This is a genomic window from Litorimonas sp. RW-G-Af-16 (genome assembly GCF_048319245.1).
Lineage (GTDB): Bacteria > Pseudomonadota > Alphaproteobacteria > Caulobacterales > Maricaulaceae > Litorimonas.
Genome location: NZ_CP166993.1, coordinates 2,456,302 through 2,472,904 on the forward strand (window position 1 = coordinate 2,456,302; position 16,603 = coordinate 2,472,904).

Below are 16,603 nucleotides of genomic sequence, written 5' to 3' on the forward strand. Positions count from 1 at the left end.
CCGGTGAAACCGAGGGCTGTTTAATTTAAGTCTATAATGTCTGACCGCTACGCTTTGGCTTCGGGGAAGGTAATCGTCGGGCCGAGGTTTTGGATCACTTCGCGGGCATTAAAGGCATTGTCCTGCGCGCGGGGTTTTGGCCCCTTGCCGAACTTCACTTCTGCCGTAGCGCGGTACTTCGTAATTTCCCGCACGTCGATGTCGTTAAAGAACGGATCGTAGAAGGGGTCATAAAACGCATTATATCCAAACCCACGATAACGACGGAATCCGCCAAAGTGGCTATAGCGATAGGGGCGCGACCAGCCATAGCCGCCGCGATAGAAGCTATAGTTGAAATAGGGGTCATAAAGACCACCATATCCAGCCCCGATACCTGGCCGCACAGAGACGCGTTTGTTTTGTTCCACATCGCGCTCTTCGAGTATGAAGTAATCAAAGCCGCGCTCAATGGCGACTTCGGCTGCGCGGTAGAGCAGGTAATTCTCGACCGTGTCGCGTTTGGTCAGCGAGTTACCGCCAAAGGTGACGCGTGCGCGATCATTTTCGATCATGGTTTGGCTAAAGCCGTCAAATCCGCCAGGCTTGGACGCTGGCTGGTAGGGGGTGGCTGTGGCACAGGCTGTCAAGACGACAACGGAGGCGCCAAGCGCTAATTGACGAAGTAATTTCATCTGTTTCTCCTTGGTTACACTTATAACTACGCGCATTAGGCTGAACCTATCCTGAAGGATTCCTAAACTATCCGTAATGAAACGTGCACAATCGCGTGATGACAGGGCTGTCAGCGCTCCAAAATAAACGTCACGAGCGCCCAGAGCGTCAAAACCAAAGATGCCAGAACGGCCAAGCCACTCACCCAAACCGGCAGAGGCGTATAGAGCATCAGCATAATCGACAGAGCCAACCACGGCGCGGCCAGCACAAAACTCCATACGGCTTGGCTTTGCGTGGCGCCTTTCTGATAGGCCCGCCACGCGATCCGCGCGATGATCAAGGGCGGCCCGACAGCGAAGGCTCCCAGCAAAACGGTGAATGCAAAGGCCGAGACCACTGCGCCGAAATAGCTATCATTGGCGACAAAACCCGCAAAGAAAATGACGCTGCCAATTATCGCAAGAGCTGCGGTCAGAGCGGCAATGATCGCGGCCCACCGATCTGCCTGCCGCCCTTTGGCAGGGGGCGGGGCTGCGCTTTGGTCGTCGTGATCGGCTCCATAATGTGTTCTTAGCCGCACGGAGCATTTGCGCAAATTAAAACTGGGTCAAGAGACGTGCCTCGCGGCGTGCGACATCTCGTCATGCATGTAAAAAAGACGTATTTGCGAATGATTTGCAGTTGCGCTTTTATGTTTGCGGAGCTATAGCTCTCGTTAATGAGAACCATTCGCAACTAGAAATGCCGAGACTATGATTATTCAAGCCTGCCCCGAAATGTTTGCTGAGTTAATGCAGCTAGACCGAGTTGGCCCGCTTCCATCCGAGCGTTTGGCGTCTGAGCATTTGCGGATTGCGAGCTTGTTTGATGCGGATGCGCCTCTCGCAACACCTTTAAATGATCGGACGCTTCGCGCGGATCAAATTCAAAATTCCACTAAAAATAAATAAAGAAAAAACCTTATGACCTTCAAAACTTCTGCCAGCCTGCTGGCCCTGACAACTGCGTGCCTCATCGCGACGCCAAGCTTTGCGCAGGATAGTGATGCCACCGCGCCCCGCGCGCTCAACGCGATTGATACAATCACGGTGATCGGCACCGTCAATTCAGTGGACGATGTGACAGGCTCTATCACATTTATTGGCCCCGAAGAACTGGCTTTGCAGAGCTATTCGGACATCAACCGCGTTCTACGCGCCGCCCCGGGTGTGAATATTCAAGAAGAAGACGGCTACGGCCTGCGGCCCAATATCGGGATTCGCGGATCGGGTGCGGACCGATCGTCCAAAGTCGTGATTATGGAAGACGGTGTGCTGATGGCGCCCGCGCCTTACTCCGCTCCAGCCGCCTATTACTTCCCCGTCACAGGCCGCATGAGCGCTGTCGAACTGACCAAAGGCCCGGCGACAATTAAATATGGCCCCAATACGACGGCGGGCGCGTTGCAGCTTTTCTCGACCCCCATCCCGACAGAGGCCAAAGCCCACGCCGATATTATGGTATCTGATTTGGGCCGCGTGAAAGCGCACGCCTATGCGGGCAATCGGTTCGAGGCAGGTGATGTAGACCTCGGTTTCCTGATTGAAACTTATCAAGATCACGCCGATGGATTTAAAGACCTCGACACAGGCGATACAGGATTTGACGTTGAAGATTACGTCCTCAAAGGCGGGATTTATGGGGCCAATCAATCGCTGGAATTGAAGTTTCAATATAAGGATGAAGTGTCGGACGAAACCTATCTCGGCCTGACGCAAGCGGATTTCGATACGAACCCCTATCAGCGCTATAATGCTAGCCAGCTAGATCAGATGACCAATGATCATAAAACGTATCAGCTAACCCATAACATAGATTTGGGCGATAGCTGGAACCTGACCACGATTGCTTACCGTGCAGAATTTGCGCGGAATTGGTTTAAACTCGATCGGTTTGACAACAGTCAATTATCGGGCAGCGGCGATTGTAATGCACTCGATGAAATCCTCCGCGCGCCAGTCCTTTGCAGCGCTGAATTTGAGGTATTGCAGGGCGCCGCTGGATATGTGTCGCCCGACGATGTGCTGCAGCTTCGCGCGAATAATCGGACCTATTACGCACAAGGCATCCAGTCGGCGGTCGCAGGCGAGATCGACGCGGGCGGTATCACCCATAACCTGACCGCCTCCATCCGTTACCACGAAGACGAGGTTGACCGCTTCCAAGAGCAAGACGGCTACCGCATCGATAATTCGCGTTTAGTTCTGACGACAGATAATGCACCTGGCACGCAGGCCAACCGTCTGTCTGATGCCAAAGCACTTTCGGCCTATGTCGAAGACCGCATCGTTATCAATGACATGACGGTCACCGCAGGGCTACGCGTCGAGGACGTCTCAACAAGCCAGCGCCGTTGGAACACACCTGACCGCGCGCTCGCGCCTGATAGCGCAAGGGACAATGACTACACAAAATGGCTGCCTGCCTTATCCGCAAAATACGACATTACGGATCAAGTCTCTATTTTGGGCGGTGTGCATAAAGGTTTCTCGGCTGCGCCCGTCTCCTCGCGTCAAAGCACGGATTCAGAATCCAGCACGGTGTTTGAAGGCGGTATGCGCTACCGCGGCGATAGCGGGTTTAAGCTCGATGCGATTGGCTTTTTCAACGATTATTCCAACCTGCTCGGGGAGTGTATGAACTCCTCTGGCGGCAATGAGTGTGATATTGGCGATGCGTTTAATGCGGGCGAAGTTGATGTCTACGGCCTCGAACTCACCGCGTCACATGACCTTGCCGACAGCGTCGAGACGGGCCTCTCCATCCCAGTCAGCCTCGCCTACTCCTTCACGGAATCCGAGATCAAGACCAGCTTCTCTGACAGCTTTTGGGGCGATGTGGTCGCGGGCGATGCGCTGCCCTATGTGCCGCGTCACCAGTTAACAGTCAGCGCGGGCGTCCACGGCGATCGCTTCGGCATTGACGCTGTGGTCAACACGGTTTCCACCGCGCGCAATGTTGCGGGGCAGGGCGATATTCCAGCGTCTGAGAAAGTCGGTCCACGCACAGTCGTCGACGCCGCCGCTTACTATGACCTCAAAGACGGGGTGCGGTTGAAGCTGAAAGTCGAGAACTTATTGGATGATACCTATGTCGCGGCGCGGCGGCCTTATGGTTTGCGCCCCGGCAAGCCGCGCGAAGTTTTCGCAGGGTTAGCCCTTGATTTCTAGGTGAAAGGCCGCGATATAGCGGCCAACAACCATCCCCCTTAATCTGCAAGGCAATTTATATGATCCCGGGTCAAAATTTTAACGACCGTTTGAAAGAACAAAAAGAGGCGAAGCTCGCCATGCTCAAGCGTGCCAAAAAGGCGGAGCTTGATCCAGAAGAGAAGCAGCGCCTCATGGAAGAGCGGGCCGCCCGCAATGAAGCCCGCGCCAAGCGCGACGCAGAACGCGAAGCCGCCAAGAAAGCGCAACGCGAAAAAGCGGCTGCTGAGAAATTGGAAAAAGAGCGCAAAGCTGAGCTTGCGAAAGTCGCAAAGAAAAAAGCGCAAGAAGAGCTTATCCGTGCGCAAAAAGCGCGCCGCGATGCAAAATACGCCGCCCGCAAAAACCGCAGGTAAGTCATCTTCATATATCAGATTTTTGAGACAGCCCTTCGGGGCTGTTTTTTTATGCCTTACTCAGCAGCTTCCGCCGTTTCGCGCAGGGCACGGATGTCTTCGGCTTTGGCTTCGACGCTTTGAACGATGTCGTTGATCATATCGTCATTATCGGTTTTGCCAGTCTTTTTGCCCGCATGATACATCATGCCGTAACCCGCACTGCCGCCCGTAAAGCCTATGTCCGTGAACATCGCTTCGCCGGGTCCGTTCACAACGCAGCCAATAATCGACAGGCTGATCGGCTCTGAAATGTGAGCGAGGCGTTCTTCCAAAGTCTGCACTGTCTTGATCACGTCAAAACCTTGGCGCGCACAGGACGGGCAGGAAATAATATTCACCCCCCGCGTGCGAAGGCCGAGCGATTTTAGCATATCAAAGCCGACTTTAATCTCTTCCACAGGATCAGCAGACAGGCTGACGCGGATCGTGTCGCCAATCCCTGCCCATAACAAATTACCCATACCGATTGCAGATTTCACGGTCCCAATGCGCAGCCCGCCCGCTTCTGTAATGCCCAAATGCAATGGCGCGTCCGTCTGCTCTGCCAGTTGGTGATAGGCGGCGACGGTCAGGAACGGATCAGATGCTTTGACCGAAATCTTATAATCTTGGAAATTTTCGTCTTCTAGCATGCGGGCGTGCATAAGCGCACTTTCGACCATCGCGTCAGGACAAGGCTCGCCGTATTTTTCCAGCAGCTCTTTTTCCAGCGACCCGCCATTGACGCCAATCCGAATAGAACACCCATGCGCCCGCGCGGCCGCGACGACTTCTTTGACGCGGTGCTGCCCACCAATATTGCCAGGATTGATCCGCAAACACGCCGCGCCGTTTTCTGCCGCTTCAATACCTCGCTTATAATGGAAGTGAATATCCGCGACGAGGGGGACTTGGACTTCTTTGACGATCTCTTTGAGGGCCGCCGCACTATCGGGATCAGGGACAGAGACACGCACAATGTCCGCGCCTGCCTCTTGCAGCTCTAGGATTTGCCCGACCGTCGCGCCGACATCGTGGGTAATCGTATTGGTCATGGATTGCACCGCAATCGGGGCATCGCCACCGACAGGCACTTTGCCCACCATAATCTGCCGACACTTGCGCCGTTCAATATGGCGCCAAGGGCGGATTTGGGAGATGTCTGTGGGGGTCTGGCTCATAGGGTCTGTGTAGCCCGTGTCTGTGTCAGATTAAAGACGAAATATCGGCGGAAAGGGGCGGCCTTTTGGCCCAAGTTTTGGACCTAGTTTATTGGGTAAGCTTATTGACTCAGGAGGTAATCCAGCGGCGCATCGTAAATCGCTTCGCCCTGATGGCCCAGCGGCGGCAATTCTGTCTCGCCGAGGTAAATATCCACAGCGCCCGCATCCCGCACGGACACGGTATAGCCCGTATTGCGCGGCGCTTGCCACGTTTCGCCTGTTACAAAAATCCGCGAAACCAGCGATGTGCCGCCAGCGTCTTTGATCTGCACCCAACTCGGCGCTGTCGCTTTTAGTGTTAGCATGTCAGACCTGACAACGGCGCTTGGCTCGATCTCGGCTTCGTTCACGCCGAAACTATCTGTTGTGGGGGCGGCGACGGTTTCCGTATTTACGCCGTACCAAGTGAACAACATGACCGCAAAGCCAACCACGCCGAGCGCTGGAATAATCCCACGCGGCAGGCGGATGCTTGTCTTTGGCACATAATGCGGGCGGTTGCGCATGCCCAGATCATCAGGCACTTCGACATCTTTTTTATACCGCGCCACGGCGTCCGTCCCGTCCAGGCCGACGGCTTTCGCATAGGTGCGGACATAGCCCAACACATAGCCGATAGAGGGCAGGGCATCCGTGTTCAGCGTCTCAATCGCTTGGAGGAAATCTGTGCGGATATTTGTGACGTCTGACACGTCCGATAAACTCAGTTCCAATTCTGCCCGACGCGCAGCCAGATGCGCACCAATATGGCGTTGATCCATGTGCAACAGGGTTTGATTCGGAAAGGGGGCGTTCATAACCTACAGATTTATCAAACGCGCCCTGCCAATTCGTTAACAAATTGGCAGATTATTGCAAGGATTTCCCGCAGTTAGGCCATAATTTCTGGCCAATCCGTCACATGACAAGCCAATCAAGCCGCCCTATATAAAGGGTATGAAAGCTATCACGCACCACCCGGCTTCCGCCGCCCTGTTTGCCTTATTGCTGTCCAGCGGCCTGTTGGTGGGGGCGTGGATATTCCAATACGGCTTTGGCTACGCGCCGTGCACCATGTGTTATTGGCAGCGTCACGCGCACAAAGCGGTGATCGTGTTGGCCGCTCTGGCGCTTGGCATCGGGCTCATGTCGCCGAAGACACGGACGCCGTTACTCGCTCTGACCGTCTTGGCTCTGCTGGTCAGCGGCGGGCTGGGCGCCTATCACACGGGTGTTGAGTTTGGATTTTGGGACGGCCCCAAAGAATGTAGCGCGGGCGGCGTGGGTGACTTCGCGTTTGATCCGGCTGACCCGCTCGCGGCTCTGGATAAGCCAATCAAGCCGCCCTCTTGCAGCGAGGCGGTGTGGCATTTTCTCGGATTGAGCATGGCCGCGTGGAATGCGATACTCTCCTTTGGCGGAGCCGCCATCACAGTCGTGCTCGCCAAAATAGGAGGCCGTCATGGCGCATAATAAACCTCGGACAAATCCTCGTATCGCAGAAATGCTGCGCGTCGACCACGCAGGTGAATACGGCGCGGTGGCGATCTATCGCGGGCAGCAAGCGGTGTTCAAAGCCAATGCCAAGACCGCTGAAATCGCTGCCCAACTCGGCGAGATGGAATCTGAGGAGCAAAAGCATCTCGACGCATTTGACGCCCTACTGATCGAGCGCAATGTCCGCCCGACCGTCATGACGCCGATCTGGAATGTCGCGGGCTACGGCCTCGGTGTGGTCACTGCGCTGATGGGCGAGAAAGCCGCCCACGCTTGCACCGAAGCTGTTGAGTCAGTCATTGAGCAGCATTACGGCGCGCAAGCCGAAGAGATCAAAGACGAAGACCCCGCCCTCGCCGCCACCTTCGCCGAATTCCGCGAAGACGAATTACACCATAGAGATACCGCAATCGCCGGCGGCGCGAAAGAAGCGCCAGGCTACGCGGTGCTGTCGCGCTTGATTACAGCGGGGTGCCACGCAGCGATTAAAATTACGGAGAAAATATAGGGAGGCGGTCTCGACAGGTGGCCGAAATTCTATAGGCTTTTAGGCATGGCCTCTTTATCGCATCTCCCGCCACACCCGTCTTATGATGTCGTGATTGTTGGCGGGGGGATTATGGGCGCGTCAGTCGCGTGGTTTCTCTCGGACATGGCTGATTTTACGGGATCAGTCTTGGTCGTCGAGAAAGACTCGACCTATGTGAATAGTTCCACGGCGCACACGAATTCATGTATGCGGCAACAATTTTCTAACATTTTGAATGTCCAAATTTCGCAATTCGCGGCAGACTTTGTGAAGAACATTCGCGACTATATGGGCGGCGATGATCTGGTGCCAGAGCTGTCGATCCAAAATTTCGGCTATATGTATTTAGCCGATAATGAACCCTTCGCAGATGTGCTGCGCGAGAGCCAAGCCGTGCAAATCGCAGCGGGCGCAGCGACGGAATTACTGGACGCCGCTGCGATCCAGCAGGCTTATCCATTTTACAATGTTGACGATATCTTACTAGGCTCGATCAATTTAGTTGATGAAGGTTATTGGGACGGCACAGCCGTTTTTGATGCGTGGCGGCGGCAATCGCGCGCGCGCGGCGTTGACTATATATCTAACGAAGTCGTTGCGATGACCAAGAACACATCTGGCCGTCAGATTGAGAGCGTCACGTTGAAATCTGGCGACGTAATTAATTGCGGACAAGTCGTGAATGCGTCTGGCCCGCGCGCGGACCGCACAGCGAAAATGGCAGGCATCACGCTGCCTGTTGAGCCGCGCAAACGCTATAGCTGGATTTTCGCCGCCTCCGAACCGCTGGAGCAAGACTTGCCTTTGACGATTGACCCGACAGGCGTATATGTCCGCGAAAATGGGGGCGGCACCTATCAATGCGGCGCACATTCAGAGATTGACCCCGCCGTCGATTATGATGATTTCACGATGGATTTCGGTCTGTGGGAGAGCCATGTCTGGCCCGTTCTCGCACACCGTATTCCGCAGTTTGAGGCCATTAAAGTGCAGACTGAATGGGCAGGGCATTACGCCTATAATGTGTTTGATCACAACGCGATCATCGGTCCGCATACAGAGGTGACAAACTTCCATTTTCTCAATGGGTTTTCGGGTCATGGCCTGCAACAATCCCCTGCTATGGGCCGCGCGATGGCTGAACTGCTGATCTACGGTGAATACCGCACCCTCGATATGTCAGCCTTTAATTACAGCCGAATTCCCAACAACACCCCGATTATTGAGAAAGCGGTTATTTAAGTTCCCAACCTTTTCTCAATCGCGTCCCAACATAGTGCGGCTGCGTCGACGCCTGTGAAGCGTTTCAATTCCTGCACGCCTGTCGGACTGGTGATATTTATTTCGGTCATTTTGTCGCCGATGACGTCGATGCCGACGAGGATCTGCCCGCGTTCTTTGAGCATGGGGCCGATGGCGTGGCAGATGCGGAGGTCGTCTTGAGTTAGCTCTGTCGGGACAGCCGTGCCGCCGACATGCATGTTGGAGCGGGTCTGGCCTTTTTGGGGCACGCGGTTGATCGCGCCGACGGGCTCTCCGTCTATGATGATGATGCGCTTATCGCCTTTGGCCACGTCTTTGAGGAAGGCCTGCGCGATGATCGGTTCGCGCGAGCTTTCCATGAACATTTCCAGCAAGCTGTCATAATTGCTATCGCCGTCCTTGACCAAAAACACGCCCGCCCCGCCATTGCCAAAGAGCGGCTTGAGGATCACGTCTTTGTGCTTGGTGCGAAAGGCGTCAATCGCCTCGCGGTCGCGCGTGATTAGCGTCTCTGGCATCAGCTCTGGGTAATCCAGCGGCAGAATTTTCTCAGGACAGCTGCGCACCCATTCGGGATCATTGACCACGAGGGTTTCACCTTTGAGCCGCTCTAGCAAATGCGCGGCGGTGATATAGGCCATGTCAAAGGGCGGGTCTTGGCGCATCCAAACAACGTCAATATCTTTGCCCAAGTCGATGACGCGTCGCGGCTCAAAGCTGACATGATTGCCTGGCTCGCGGCGCACGGTCATGGGCCGCACATTGGCTTGGATTACTCCCGCATTATAGGCGAGGTGTTCAGGGCCGTATTCAAACAACTCATAGCCCCGATCTGCAGCCACTTCGGCGAGGGCAAACGTCGTGTCCGCGTCAACATTCACACCCTCCATCGGGTCCATTTGAAAGGCAACGCGCAGGGGATGTGAGGCGGTCATAGAGGTCTCCATTCTGCGCCGCTTGTGCCGCAGAGCGCCGCCCCGTGCAAGCCTGATCGCTAGCTTTTGCGGATGCCGCGTAGGCATCATATCACGGTCGATGACATCTTTGTGACTTAATTGCCGTAGATATTTTGCAACATTCGGCGATGTCGAACGTAATAACAGCACAACCCCCTCTGAAGGAGATATATATGACCAATTTTGTAAAGCTTTTAACAGCATCCGCTCTGGCCCTGACACTGACAGCCTGCGCCAGCAGTTATGACCCAGGCAAGAGCCTCGAAGACGCGAAAGCTAAAGCCAAAGCCGAGAAGCAAGTCGGCGTTGATGACAATGATCTCGATGATGTCTAATAAAGAGGGCTCCGACATGGAGCTGTCCGATGAGCAGCAATTTGGCATGAATGATGACGACAATTTTGAAGCGACGACAGAGACAGTTATGGTCGGCGGCGCTGCAATGTATCCTAACAAGACGATTGTCGAAAACGCCAGCGCAGCCAGCAATCTGACGACCCTCGTGTCATTGGTGCAGATGGCAGACCTTGTAGAAACACTCTCAAGCGATGGCCCGTTCACAGTATTCGCGCCAACAAATACGGCGTTTTCAATGTTGCCAAGTGAAACAACAACCATGCTGACGAAGCCAGAAAATAAAGAAGCCTTGGCGGGCGTCCTAACGGCGCACGTGATCTCTGGTACAGTGACATCAGGTGATCTGATGGCGCAACTGGCCAATGGTGGCAGCTATACGGCGACCACCGTGTCAGGTGATTCGCTTACATTCTATAAAATGGGTGACGCAATTCGCGTGGCGGATGAAAACGGCACGCTCGCTCGTATCGAAAACGCTGATGTGATGCAGTCCAACGGTGTCGTACATGTCGTCAGCTCGGTGCTAGTCCCGAAATAGACGCCTAAATTTACGATCAAAAACGTCTCTCTCTAGTCGTTTTGGCTGCTCCACCTTTTAAAGGGTGGGGCAGCTTTTTTATTGGCAAATAGATAAGTGCAAGGCATAGTCGCAGAAGGGAGAACCGCTATGAGTGATTTTATTTTATCGAATTTGGAAACCGTGCCGGGCCGCGAGATCATTGCCTATAAAGGCTTGGTTCAAGGCAATACGGTTCGCGCCAAACATGTCGGGCGAGACATCATGGCGGGATTGAAAAACATCGTTGGCGGAGAGTTGCGCGGCTATACGGAATTGCTCGAAGATGCACGCCAAGAAGCGACGGCTCGTATGATCGAAGACGCCCGCGGGCAGGGCGCAAACGCTGTCGTCAATGTCCGCTTTTCTACCAGCGCAATTACGGCTGGCGCGTCAGAGCTTTATGTCTACGGCACAGCGGTGGTCATCAGCTAGTGTTTGACATTCTTGTCTTCATCACGCTGATCTCGCTGGGGATCATTTTTGGCTCGCTGAACGAGCGGCGCCACCACGCGGCTTTGCGCAATGCCGAGGCAGAGCTGGCCCATATCGCGCTCTATAATCTCAAATCCGTGCCAGTCAGTCACGCCAAAAACCTAGAGGCGGGCGGCGTCATGGTGACAGGTAATGTCGTCATCGCGATTGATTATTTCAAACGGATTGCCGCGACTTTGCGCATGATTGTGGGCGGGCGGCTAAAGTCATATGAATCGCTCGTGGACCGTGCGCGGCGGGAAGCCATCATTCGTATGAAACGCGAAGCGGACGCGATGGGCGCAACGGCGATATATAATGCCCGGATCGAATTTTCTGTCATCGGGCAGCAGCCCCGTATCAGCGGCGCAGAATTAGTGGCCTACGGCACAGCGGTCAAAGGCACTCATCCAATATCGAGCGCCGTGTAATGGATGACGGGGTTGTTTTTACGCTCGCGCGTCCCGACGGGGCGAAGCGATTTGGCCGTGTGTGGGAAGCGAAAAATCCCAAAGCCGTCCTAAGCCTCATTCATGGTTTCGGCGAACATTCGGGCCGCTACCACGTTATGGCAGAGTTTCTGAACGCTCACGGAATTTCCGTTGTCGCGCTCGACCTAACGGGGCATGGGCGCAATGATGGGCCGCGCGGGGTGACGCGGGGCTTTGATGATTTTCGCGATGATCTGGCCGCGCTGCTGGATAAGACCCACACATTATTTCCTGACTTGCCGCATATTTTATTTGGTCACTCTATGGGCGGCGGGATTGTGCTGGATCACAGCTTTAATCCTGCGCCAGACCTCCGCGCGATTATCGCCAGCGCGCCGCTGATCAAGCCCGCCGATAAAGTCCCAGGCGCCTTGCGTGCCCTCGCCAAAGTCATGGGTGTCTTGGTGCCCAAAGGCGGCATGGCACAACCGCTGGACGCGACGAAAATATCAACCCTGAAAGCGGAACAAGCGCTCTACGCCAATGATCCGCTTAATCACGGACGGATAGGATTTCGGACGGCGACAGGCATTATCGAGAACGGCGAAGCGGTCGCCCGCCGCGCGCCTGACTGGACCATGCCGCTGCTCCTGCTGCATGCGCGGGATGACAGGCTGACAGATTTTGCAGCATCCGAAGCCTTCGCGATGCTCGCTAAAAATGTGACGTTCGAGCCCTATGAGCACGTGGAACATGAAATCCATAATGACGTCACCCGCGCCCGCGTTCACAAAACCCTCGCGACATTTATTCTCTCCCACGCCACGCCAAATGTTTGAAAGGATCAGCTGTGAAAGTCTATCACCTCAAAACCTGTGACACGTGCCGCAAAGCGATCAAAGCCTTGCAAGCGGCGGGGCATGATCCCGAATTAATTGATGTATGAGCAGACGGGATGAGCGCCGCTGATATGGACGTCATTGTCAAAACTGTCGGTTGGGAGAATTTGCTCAACACGCGCAGCACGACGTGGCGCGGCCTCGACGATGCGGGTAAGGGCGATATGAATGAGGGCAAAGCTGTCCTGATGATGGGCGAACACCCAACCCTCATCAAGCGCCCCGTTATCATGGACGGCGAGCGCGTCACGGTAGGCTGGAGACCTGAGCAACAAGCGGTGTGGATTAATTAATTAATTTTCTGATTCATGATTGGGTGTGGGTTCATCAATTAATCGCCACGCGGCAATCGCTACTGCGCCAATCATAATGCAACCCAAAAACCGCTCATACAGTCCGTCAATGCGCGTCGGTAAAATAAAGAAAATCGGCGCTAGCGCGAGCCAAGCGATCGCTGTCACCTTGGCTATCGTCGAAAATTTTCCGTGCCGCGCGGGCAGAACAGATGTCCCGAACCACAAGATAATCGGCACAAGCGGGTATAGCAAAGCCACCAGATAAATATGAATTTCCAACCCGCCCGGCACACCGTCACCATATTCGTTCCACAGTGCAATCATAGCAATATCCACGCAAATCAAAACCATCGCAATCCGCACAAGCCAAGGCTTCCAGCCTTTTTCTCCCCGAATAAATAAATCAATCGCTAGGCAGAACGTGCCGATGACGAACACCACAATGCCCGTGTCTTGCAACCAATGGTGCGGCCCGGCGGCCAGCTCGCTAATTGTCTGCGAGATAGGGTTATACCCCTTGACCAAAAACCACATAGTGACATCGCAGAGAAGAACGATCGCGCAAGCCAGAAGCGCTACGCCGCCCAGAACACGCGGCAAAGGCGTCCCAAAAATCTGGCGACTATTCTGAAATTGTGTGTCCTGGCTCTCAGTTACTTGGCTTTGTGTTACTTGGCTCAATCTGTGGTTCCTTTAAATGGGGCAAGAAGTGGGGCAAGAAATGGGTGGGGCAAATGCGAATAAACTCTGCGTTTTAATCCAACGCTTAGACGCGTCTTTTGTTCACTGCGACCCCTAAATCATATCCGCTTTTCGTCGCATATAGGGTGCTGCCACGTTGAATATCGTCAAAGACATATCCACGCTGTCTGAAACCGTGTCAAAAAAGCCCGTCTTTATCCGCGAGGCAGTCGAGCGTACGTTGGCTTAATTGGGATGAAGCAGTGTTTGTCATTGGAGCTGCCGCGGTAACGCGCGATTAGCTTGGGTGGCCAAGCGAGAGCTGATTGGCCCGCGACTGGCCAGTTCGGCCGCTTGTGTGAAAAAGACACTGCCGCATGGGGCTTTGGCCCGAAAACACATTATGCGCCACGGGTTCACGCCCGGGCTGACGGCTTCATGCGGACACCTCATTTTTCACAAGGACATATTTAAGGAGGCGGTCATGCCCCGAGGACGAGGCCCTATAAAAGCCCGTGACGCCGCGCGATTGCGTGCTTGGCGACGAGAGCTATTGCAGCACAAAGTCACGGACGCGCACCGCAAAGCACGGGCGCAATCGCGCCTGCCAAAAGCCTTGGCACAAGTGTCTGGTTATGCCGCATTGTGCCAAGCTGAATTGCAATTAGATGTGCAGGCGGAACTTGATCGCATGGAATTGAAATTAATCAACAGCCAACGCGCCGAAGTCGGCCTAGAGCCGTTGTCGAAATTGCCGCTTAACTAACTATCGAATGACGAGCGGGATCATATTGCCATTGGCGTCAAAACGCACAGGAATTTCTTTGCCTGTTTCGGGATCAACATAATAAGGCGCGCTCTCAATGATAGACACCGCCTCGCCCGCTTCGCCTGTTCGGTAGGCGCCAAGCTCTTCATCCGTCGGAAATTCTTTATTTAATTTATCGCCCATATCAAGTTCGGCAGGAGCCGTTGGACCTTCGATCAAGCCGACAGAGGCCACAGGCGCTTGCGGCACAAATGGAATGGGCTCTGACAATGGCGCAGCCCGCACAGGCGCAGCGGCTTGCATATCAGGCGCTGTGTAAGTCGGCGCAGATGGCGCGGTATATGTTTGACTTGGGGCAGTTGGCGAGGGCGCAGTCGGCGAGGGCGTAGGCGCGACAGTGCCGCCCGCCATAGGCTGCGTCGTCAGGAAGTCTGGCAATTCACGCGGCGGCGTGGGCGGCGCGAGATAGCTCTGCGCCTCTTGTGTCAGGCGCGCGCGCTCAGCGGCAGGCAGATCAGCCAGGCGCGCATAGGAGATGACTTCTTTGGTGCCGCGCGTCGTCGCGGCGATAGTCGCGGCGCGTTCTAACTCTAATTGCGTACGCGCTACGCCCATCAGGTAGACAATACCGTCATGGGTTTCGACATTGAAGTTTCGCGCCTTGACCAATTTGTCAGCGGCCATGCGGGTGCGCACAGATTTTTCCAAAATGCCATCCTTGGCATTGCGGATAATCCCTTGCTTGGACTTGATCATGATTTCATTACCGACTTCTTCAATGCGCGGCGCAGACCAGGCAATCCGCGCGGCCTCGATACGGTCTTTCTGTGTCGGCACATTGCCAGATAGCAGAACGATGCCCTCGGCGACTTCGACGTCTATGCCTTTGAGGTTATAGTCGAGCGCACGGTTCATGCGGGCTTCGATCACGCGGCCAGCGGACACATCATTGATTGAGCGGACGAAGTTACGTTCGTCGCCTTTCTTGATGCCAGCGGTCGCAACGGCGCAGCCAGACAGGAGAGAAGAGGCAAGGAGAATCGGGAGTAATTTTTTCATCATGGTCGACCCATACGCCGTTATGGTAAACCAATGCTTACCAAGCGAATGAAGTTTGCCTCATAATTTCGTAAGCTAATAAGCGCGAAAGGCGTCTTTGATGTGGTCGATTTTATCAAACCGCAGGCCAGACCGCCCGATGACATATAGAATATCAAAGCGAAGCTCGAAGTCCTCATTTAGCAAATGCGGGTTGCGGGTGACGTAGATTTCCGCCGCGTCCATGATCCGCTGCTCGGAACTATAGGTCACGGCCTCGACAGCCTGTGCGGCATCGCTGCGTTGCTTGACCTCGATGCAAGCGAGGACGGCGGCTTTGCGGGCGATAATATCAATCTCCCCGTCAGGCGTTTTGTAGCGCATTTCGAGGACTTTATAGCCGCGCAATTTTAGCCAAGCGGCCGCATAGGCCTCGGCTCGCCGTCCCGCTTGCTCCCGGTCTTGTCGCGAGAGTTTGCTCATTTGAGCGAAAGTGCGAGTTGGTAGACGTCCCGCTTGGGCCAGCCTGATTGCGCGGCGACCTCCGCGCTGGCGCGTTTCATGCCCAGCTCTGGGATTTGCTCTTGCAAGGCGCGGGTGACGAGGGCTGCGTCCCATGTGCGATCCCCGCTGGCAGGGCCGATCAGCATGACGATCTCGCCGCGTGGTGGTGTGTCAGTGACGGAGGTGATCAGTTCAGAGATCGTGCCGTGCCGCGCCTCTTCATATTGCTTGGTCAACTCCCGCGTCAGGACGGCAGGGCGGTCGCCATAGACGGCGAGCGCATCGGTCAACATCGCTATGATTCGCTTGCCCGTCTCGAAGAATATCAAGGTCGCGCGGAGGTCTTGAAATGCAGTCATCGCCGTCTGCCGTGCGGCGGATTTGGTCGGCATGAAGCCCGCGAAGAGAAAAGCATCTGACGGAAGGCCCGACTTGACGAGCGCGGCCAGAGGAGCCGACGCCCCAGGCAGGGGCGTGACCTCAATGCCCGCTTCGACCGCCGCCCGCACGAGGCGAAAGCCAGGATCAGAGACGAGGGGCGTGCCTGCATCAGAGACAAGCGCAATCGCCTCGCCGTCTTGCAAACGCTGGATAATTGCCGGCACTCGCTCCGCCGCATTATGGTCATGATAGGCCGATATGGGGGCTTTGATATCGTAGGCGTTGAGCAGCTTGATCGTCTGTCGCGTGTCCTCTGCCAGCACGGCATCGACACTGCGAAGGACGTCCAGCGCGCGTAAGGTGATGTCGCGCAGATTGCCGATCGGCGTTGCGACGACATAGAGTCCTGCGGGTAATTTGGCGGGTGTATTTCCTGTCTGCGGATCGCCTGATAGGTGTTGCGCTGGCAATCGACCGCTTATAGAGTTT

Annotated in this window: 23 protein-coding genes; 14 read left to right on the top strand and 9 right to left on the bottom strand. The window is 55.0% G+C overall.

Features of this window, described 5'->3' with window-relative positions; genetic code table 11:
• Positions 1–47: 47 nt before the first annotated feature.
• Together AB8615_RS12065 and AB8615_RS12070 are read right to left on the bottom strand one after the other, a co-directional pair.
• Positions 48–674, bottom strand: coding sequence for a CC0125/CC1285 family lipoprotein (locus AB8615_RS12065; RefSeq protein WP_418152441.1), 627 nt, complete (start codon positions 672–674; stop codon positions 48–50).
• A gap of 110 nt (positions 675–784) precedes the next feature.
• Positions 785–1,237, bottom strand: a complete 453-nt coding sequence (locus AB8615_RS12070) for a hypothetical protein (protein ID WP_418152442.1) — start codon at positions 1,235–1,237, stop codon at positions 785–787.
• A 172-nt stretch (positions 1,238–1,409) separates the two neighbouring features.
• Here AB8615_RS12070 and AB8615_RS12075 point away from each other — a divergent pair, with 172 nt between their 5' ends.
• The 3 genes from AB8615_RS12075 to AB8615_RS12085 are packed head-to-tail and all read left to right on the top strand — an operon-like array spanning position 1,410 to position 4,261.
• Positions 1,410–1,607: a hypothetical protein gene (locus AB8615_RS12075; RefSeq protein ID WP_409432822.1), complete on the top strand. Its 198-nt coding sequence runs from the start codon at positions 1,410–1,412 to the stop codon at positions 1,605–1,607.
• A gap of 12 nt (positions 1,608–1,619) precedes the next feature.
• The gene (locus tag AB8615_RS12080; RefSeq protein ID WP_418152443.1) at positions 1,620–3,866 is read left to right on the top strand and encodes a TonB-dependent receptor family protein; all 2,247 of its coding nucleotides are present in this window, start codon (positions 1,620–1,622) and stop codon (positions 3,864–3,866) included.
• A gap of 59 nt (positions 3,867–3,925) precedes the next feature.
• Positions 3,926–4,261 (top strand): DUF6481 family protein, encoded by a 336-nt coding sequence (locus tag AB8615_RS12085; RefSeq protein ID WP_409432824.1) that lies wholly within the window; start codon positions 3,926–3,928, stop codon positions 4,259–4,261.
• 56 nt (positions 4,262–4,317) lie between these two features.
• Here AB8615_RS12085 and ispG read toward each other — a convergent pair whose 3' ends face one another.
• Both ispG and AB8615_RS12095 read right to left on the bottom strand, forming a co-directional pair.
• On the bottom strand, positions 4,318–5,463 hold the full coding sequence (gene ispG / locus AB8615_RS12090; protein ID WP_409432825.1) for a flavodoxin-dependent (E)-4-hydroxy-3-methylbut-2-enyl-diphosphate synthase: 1,146 nt from the start codon (positions 5,461–5,463) through the stop codon (positions 4,318–4,320).
• 101 nt (positions 5,464–5,564) lie between these two features.
• Positions 5,565–6,266: a helix-turn-helix domain-containing protein gene (locus tag AB8615_RS12095; protein WP_409432826.1), complete on the bottom strand. Its 702-nt coding sequence runs from the start codon at positions 6,264–6,266 to the stop codon at positions 5,565–5,567.
• A 175-nt stretch (positions 6,267–6,441) separates the two neighbouring features.
• Between AB8615_RS12095 and AB8615_RS12100 the strand changes: the two genes are divergently transcribed.
• The 3 genes from AB8615_RS12100 to AB8615_RS12110 are packed head-to-tail and all read left to right on the top strand — an operon-like array spanning position 6,442 to position 8,752.
• A complete protein-coding gene (locus tag AB8615_RS12100; RefSeq protein WP_409432827.1) occupies positions 6,442–6,957 on the top strand; it encodes a disulfide bond formation protein B in 516 nt (171 codons plus the stop codon).
• Positions 6,947–7,489 (top strand): demethoxyubiquinone hydroxylase family protein, encoded by a 543-nt coding sequence (locus AB8615_RS12105; protein WP_409432828.1) that lies wholly within the window; start codon positions 6,947–6,949, stop codon positions 7,487–7,489. The genes AB8615_RS12100 and AB8615_RS12105 overlap by 11 nt, the downstream gene beginning before the upstream one ends.
• Positions 7,490–7,534: 45 nt before the next feature.
• A complete protein-coding gene (locus tag AB8615_RS12110; RefSeq protein ID WP_418152444.1) occupies positions 7,535–8,752 on the top strand; it encodes an NAD(P)/FAD-dependent oxidoreductase in 1,218 nt (405 codons plus the stop codon).
• On the opposite strand, the gene gshB is transcribed toward AB8615_RS12110, so the two are convergent.
• Positions 8,749–9,708 (bottom strand): glutathione synthase, encoded by a 960-nt coding sequence (gene gshB, locus AB8615_RS12115; protein ID WP_409432830.1) that lies wholly within the window; start codon positions 9,706–9,708, stop codon positions 8,749–8,751. The genes AB8615_RS12110 and gshB overlap by 4 nt on opposite strands.
• Before the next feature lie 194 nt (positions 9,709–9,902).
• On the opposite strand from gshB, the gene AB8615_RS12120 reads away from it, so the two are divergent.
• The 7 genes from AB8615_RS12120 (at position 9,903) to AB8615_RS12150 (ending at position 12,738) form a co-directional block, all read left to right on the top strand.
• A complete protein-coding gene (locus AB8615_RS12120; protein ID WP_418152445.1) occupies positions 9,903–10,064 on the top strand; it encodes a hypothetical protein in 162 nt (53 codons plus the stop codon).
• A gap of 16 nt (positions 10,065–10,080) precedes the next feature.
• On the top strand, positions 10,081–10,623 hold the full coding sequence (locus tag AB8615_RS12125; RefSeq protein ID WP_418152446.1) for a fasciclin domain-containing protein: 543 nt from the start codon (positions 10,081–10,083) through the stop codon (positions 10,621–10,623).
• A 129-nt stretch (positions 10,624–10,752) separates the two neighbouring features.
• Positions 10,753–11,076: a YbjQ family protein gene (locus AB8615_RS12130; RefSeq protein ID WP_409432832.1), complete on the top strand. Its 324-nt coding sequence runs from the start codon at positions 10,753–10,755 to the stop codon at positions 11,074–11,076.
• Positions 11,076–11,546 (top strand): YbjQ family protein, encoded by a 471-nt coding sequence (locus AB8615_RS12135; protein ID WP_409432833.1) that lies wholly within the window; start codon positions 11,076–11,078, stop codon positions 11,544–11,546. The genes AB8615_RS12130 and AB8615_RS12135 overlap by 1 nt, the downstream gene beginning before the upstream one ends.
• Entirely contained in the window at positions 11,546–12,385 is an 840-nt protein-coding gene (locus AB8615_RS12140) for an alpha/beta hydrolase (protein WP_409432834.1), read from the top strand. Before AB8615_RS12135 ends, AB8615_RS12140 begins: the two co-directional genes overlap by 1 nt.
• A gap of 11 nt (positions 12,386–12,396) precedes the next feature.
• On the top strand, positions 12,397–12,492 hold the full coding sequence (locus tag AB8615_RS12145; protein WP_418152447.1) for an arsenate reductase family protein: 96 nt from the start codon (positions 12,397–12,399) through the stop codon (positions 12,490–12,492).
• A gap of 9 nt (positions 12,493–12,501) precedes the next feature.
• The gene (locus tag AB8615_RS12150) at positions 12,502–12,738 is read left to right on the top strand and encodes an ArsC/Spx/MgsR family protein (protein ID WP_418152448.1); all 237 of its coding nucleotides are present in this window, start codon (positions 12,502–12,504) and stop codon (positions 12,736–12,738) included.
• On the opposite strand, the gene AB8615_RS12155 is transcribed toward AB8615_RS12150, so the two are convergent.
• A complete protein-coding gene (locus tag AB8615_RS12155) occupies positions 12,739–13,422 on the bottom strand; it encodes a DUF998 domain-containing protein (RefSeq protein ID WP_409432836.1) in 684 nt (227 codons plus the stop codon). It abuts the gene before it with no gap.
• A 484-nt stretch (positions 13,423–13,906) separates the two neighbouring features.
• On the opposite strand from AB8615_RS12155, the gene AB8615_RS12160 reads away from it, so the two are divergent.
• Positions 13,907–14,188: a hypothetical protein gene (locus tag AB8615_RS12160; RefSeq protein ID WP_409432837.1), complete on the top strand. Its 282-nt coding sequence runs from the start codon at positions 13,907–13,909 to the stop codon at positions 14,186–14,188.
• Here AB8615_RS12160 and AB8615_RS12165 read toward each other — a convergent pair whose 3' ends face one another.
• The 3 genes from AB8615_RS12165 to rsmI all read right to left on the bottom strand — a co-directional run bounded on the left by AB8615_RS12165 (position 14,189) and on the right by rsmI (position 16,584).
• Positions 14,189–15,253 (bottom strand): BON domain-containing protein, encoded by a 1,065-nt coding sequence (locus AB8615_RS12165; protein ID WP_409432838.1) that lies wholly within the window; start codon positions 15,251–15,253, stop codon positions 14,189–14,191.
• A 72-nt stretch (positions 15,254–15,325) separates the two neighbouring features.
• A complete protein-coding gene (locus AB8615_RS12170) occupies positions 15,326–15,712 on the bottom strand; it encodes a YraN family protein (RefSeq protein WP_409432839.1) in 387 nt (128 codons plus the stop codon).
• A complete protein-coding gene (gene rsmI, locus AB8615_RS12175; protein ID WP_409432840.1) occupies positions 15,709–16,584 on the bottom strand; it encodes a 16S rRNA (cytidine(1402)-2'-O)-methyltransferase in 876 nt (291 codons plus the stop codon). The genes AB8615_RS12170 and rsmI overlap by 4 nt, the downstream gene beginning before the upstream one ends.
• Positions 16,585–16,603: the final 19 nt, after the last annotated feature.

What these genes read in the sequence shown, in the direction of transcription:
- AB8615_RS12100 (WP_409432827.1), top strand. Translation starts at nt 6,442, where the DNA reads ATGAAAGCTATCACGCACCACCCGGCTTCCGCCGCCCTGTTTGCCTTA.
- AB8615_RS12075 (WP_409432822.1), top strand. Translation starts at nt 1,410, where the DNA reads ATGATTATTCAAGCCTGCCCCGAAATGTTTGCTGAGTTAATGCAGCTA.
- AB8615_RS12110 (WP_418152444.1), top strand. Translation starts at nt 7,535, where the DNA reads ATGGCCTCTTTATCGCATCTCCCGCCACACCCGTCTTATGATGTCGTG.
- AB8615_RS12065 (WP_418152441.1), bottom strand. Translation starts at nt 674, where the DNA reads ATGAAATTACTTCGTCAATTAGCGCTTGGCGCCTCCGTTGTCGTCTTG.
- AB8615_RS12160 (WP_409432837.1), top strand. Translation starts at nt 13,907, where the DNA reads ATGCCCCGAGGACGAGGCCCTATAAAAGCCCGTGACGCCGCGCGATTG.
- AB8615_RS12165 (WP_409432838.1), bottom strand. Translation starts at nt 15,253, where the DNA reads ATGATGAAAAAATTACTCCCGATTCTCCTTGCCTCTTCTCTCCTGTCT.
- AB8615_RS12095 (WP_409432826.1), bottom strand. Translation starts at nt 6,266, where the DNA reads ATGGATCAACGCCATATTGGTGCGCATCTGGCTGCGCGTCGGGCAGAA.
- AB8615_RS12085 (WP_409432824.1), top strand. Translation starts at nt 3,926, where the DNA reads ATGATCCCGGGTCAAAATTTTAACGACCGTTTGAAAGAACAAAAAGAG.
- gshB (WP_409432830.1), bottom strand. Translation starts at nt 9,708, where the DNA reads ATGACCGCCTCACATCCCCTGCGCGTTGCCTTTCAAATGGACCCGATG.
- AB8615_RS12170 (WP_409432839.1), bottom strand. Translation starts at nt 15,712, where the DNA reads ATGAGCAAACTCTCGCGACAAGACCGGGAGCAAGCGGGACGGCGAGCC.
- AB8615_RS12125 (WP_418152446.1), top strand. Translation starts at nt 10,081, where the DNA reads ATGGAGCTGTCCGATGAGCAGCAATTTGGCATGAATGATGACGACAAT.
- AB8615_RS12140 (WP_409432834.1), top strand. Translation starts at nt 11,546, where the DNA reads ATGGATGACGGGGTTGTTTTTACGCTCGCGCGTCCCGACGGGGCGAAG.
- AB8615_RS12150 (WP_418152448.1), top strand. Translation starts at nt 12,502, where the DNA reads ATGAGCGCCGCTGATATGGACGTCATTGTCAAAACTGTCGGTTGGGAG.
- AB8615_RS12080 (WP_418152443.1), top strand. Translation starts at nt 1,620, where the DNA reads ATGACCTTCAAAACTTCTGCCAGCCTGCTGGCCCTGACAACTGCGTGC.
- AB8615_RS12130 (WP_409432832.1), top strand. Translation starts at nt 10,753, where the DNA reads ATGAGTGATTTTATTTTATCGAATTTGGAAACCGTGCCGGGCCGCGAG.
- AB8615_RS12105 (WP_409432828.1), top strand. Translation starts at nt 6,947, where the DNA reads ATGGCGCATAATAAACCTCGGACAAATCCTCGTATCGCAGAAATGCTG.
- ispG (WP_409432825.1), bottom strand. Translation starts at nt 5,463, where the DNA reads ATGAGCCAGACCCCCACAGACATCTCCCAAATCCGCCCTTGGCGCCAT.
- AB8615_RS12120 (WP_418152445.1), top strand. Translation starts at nt 9,903, where the DNA reads ATGACCAATTTTGTAAAGCTTTTAACAGCATCCGCTCTGGCCCTGACA.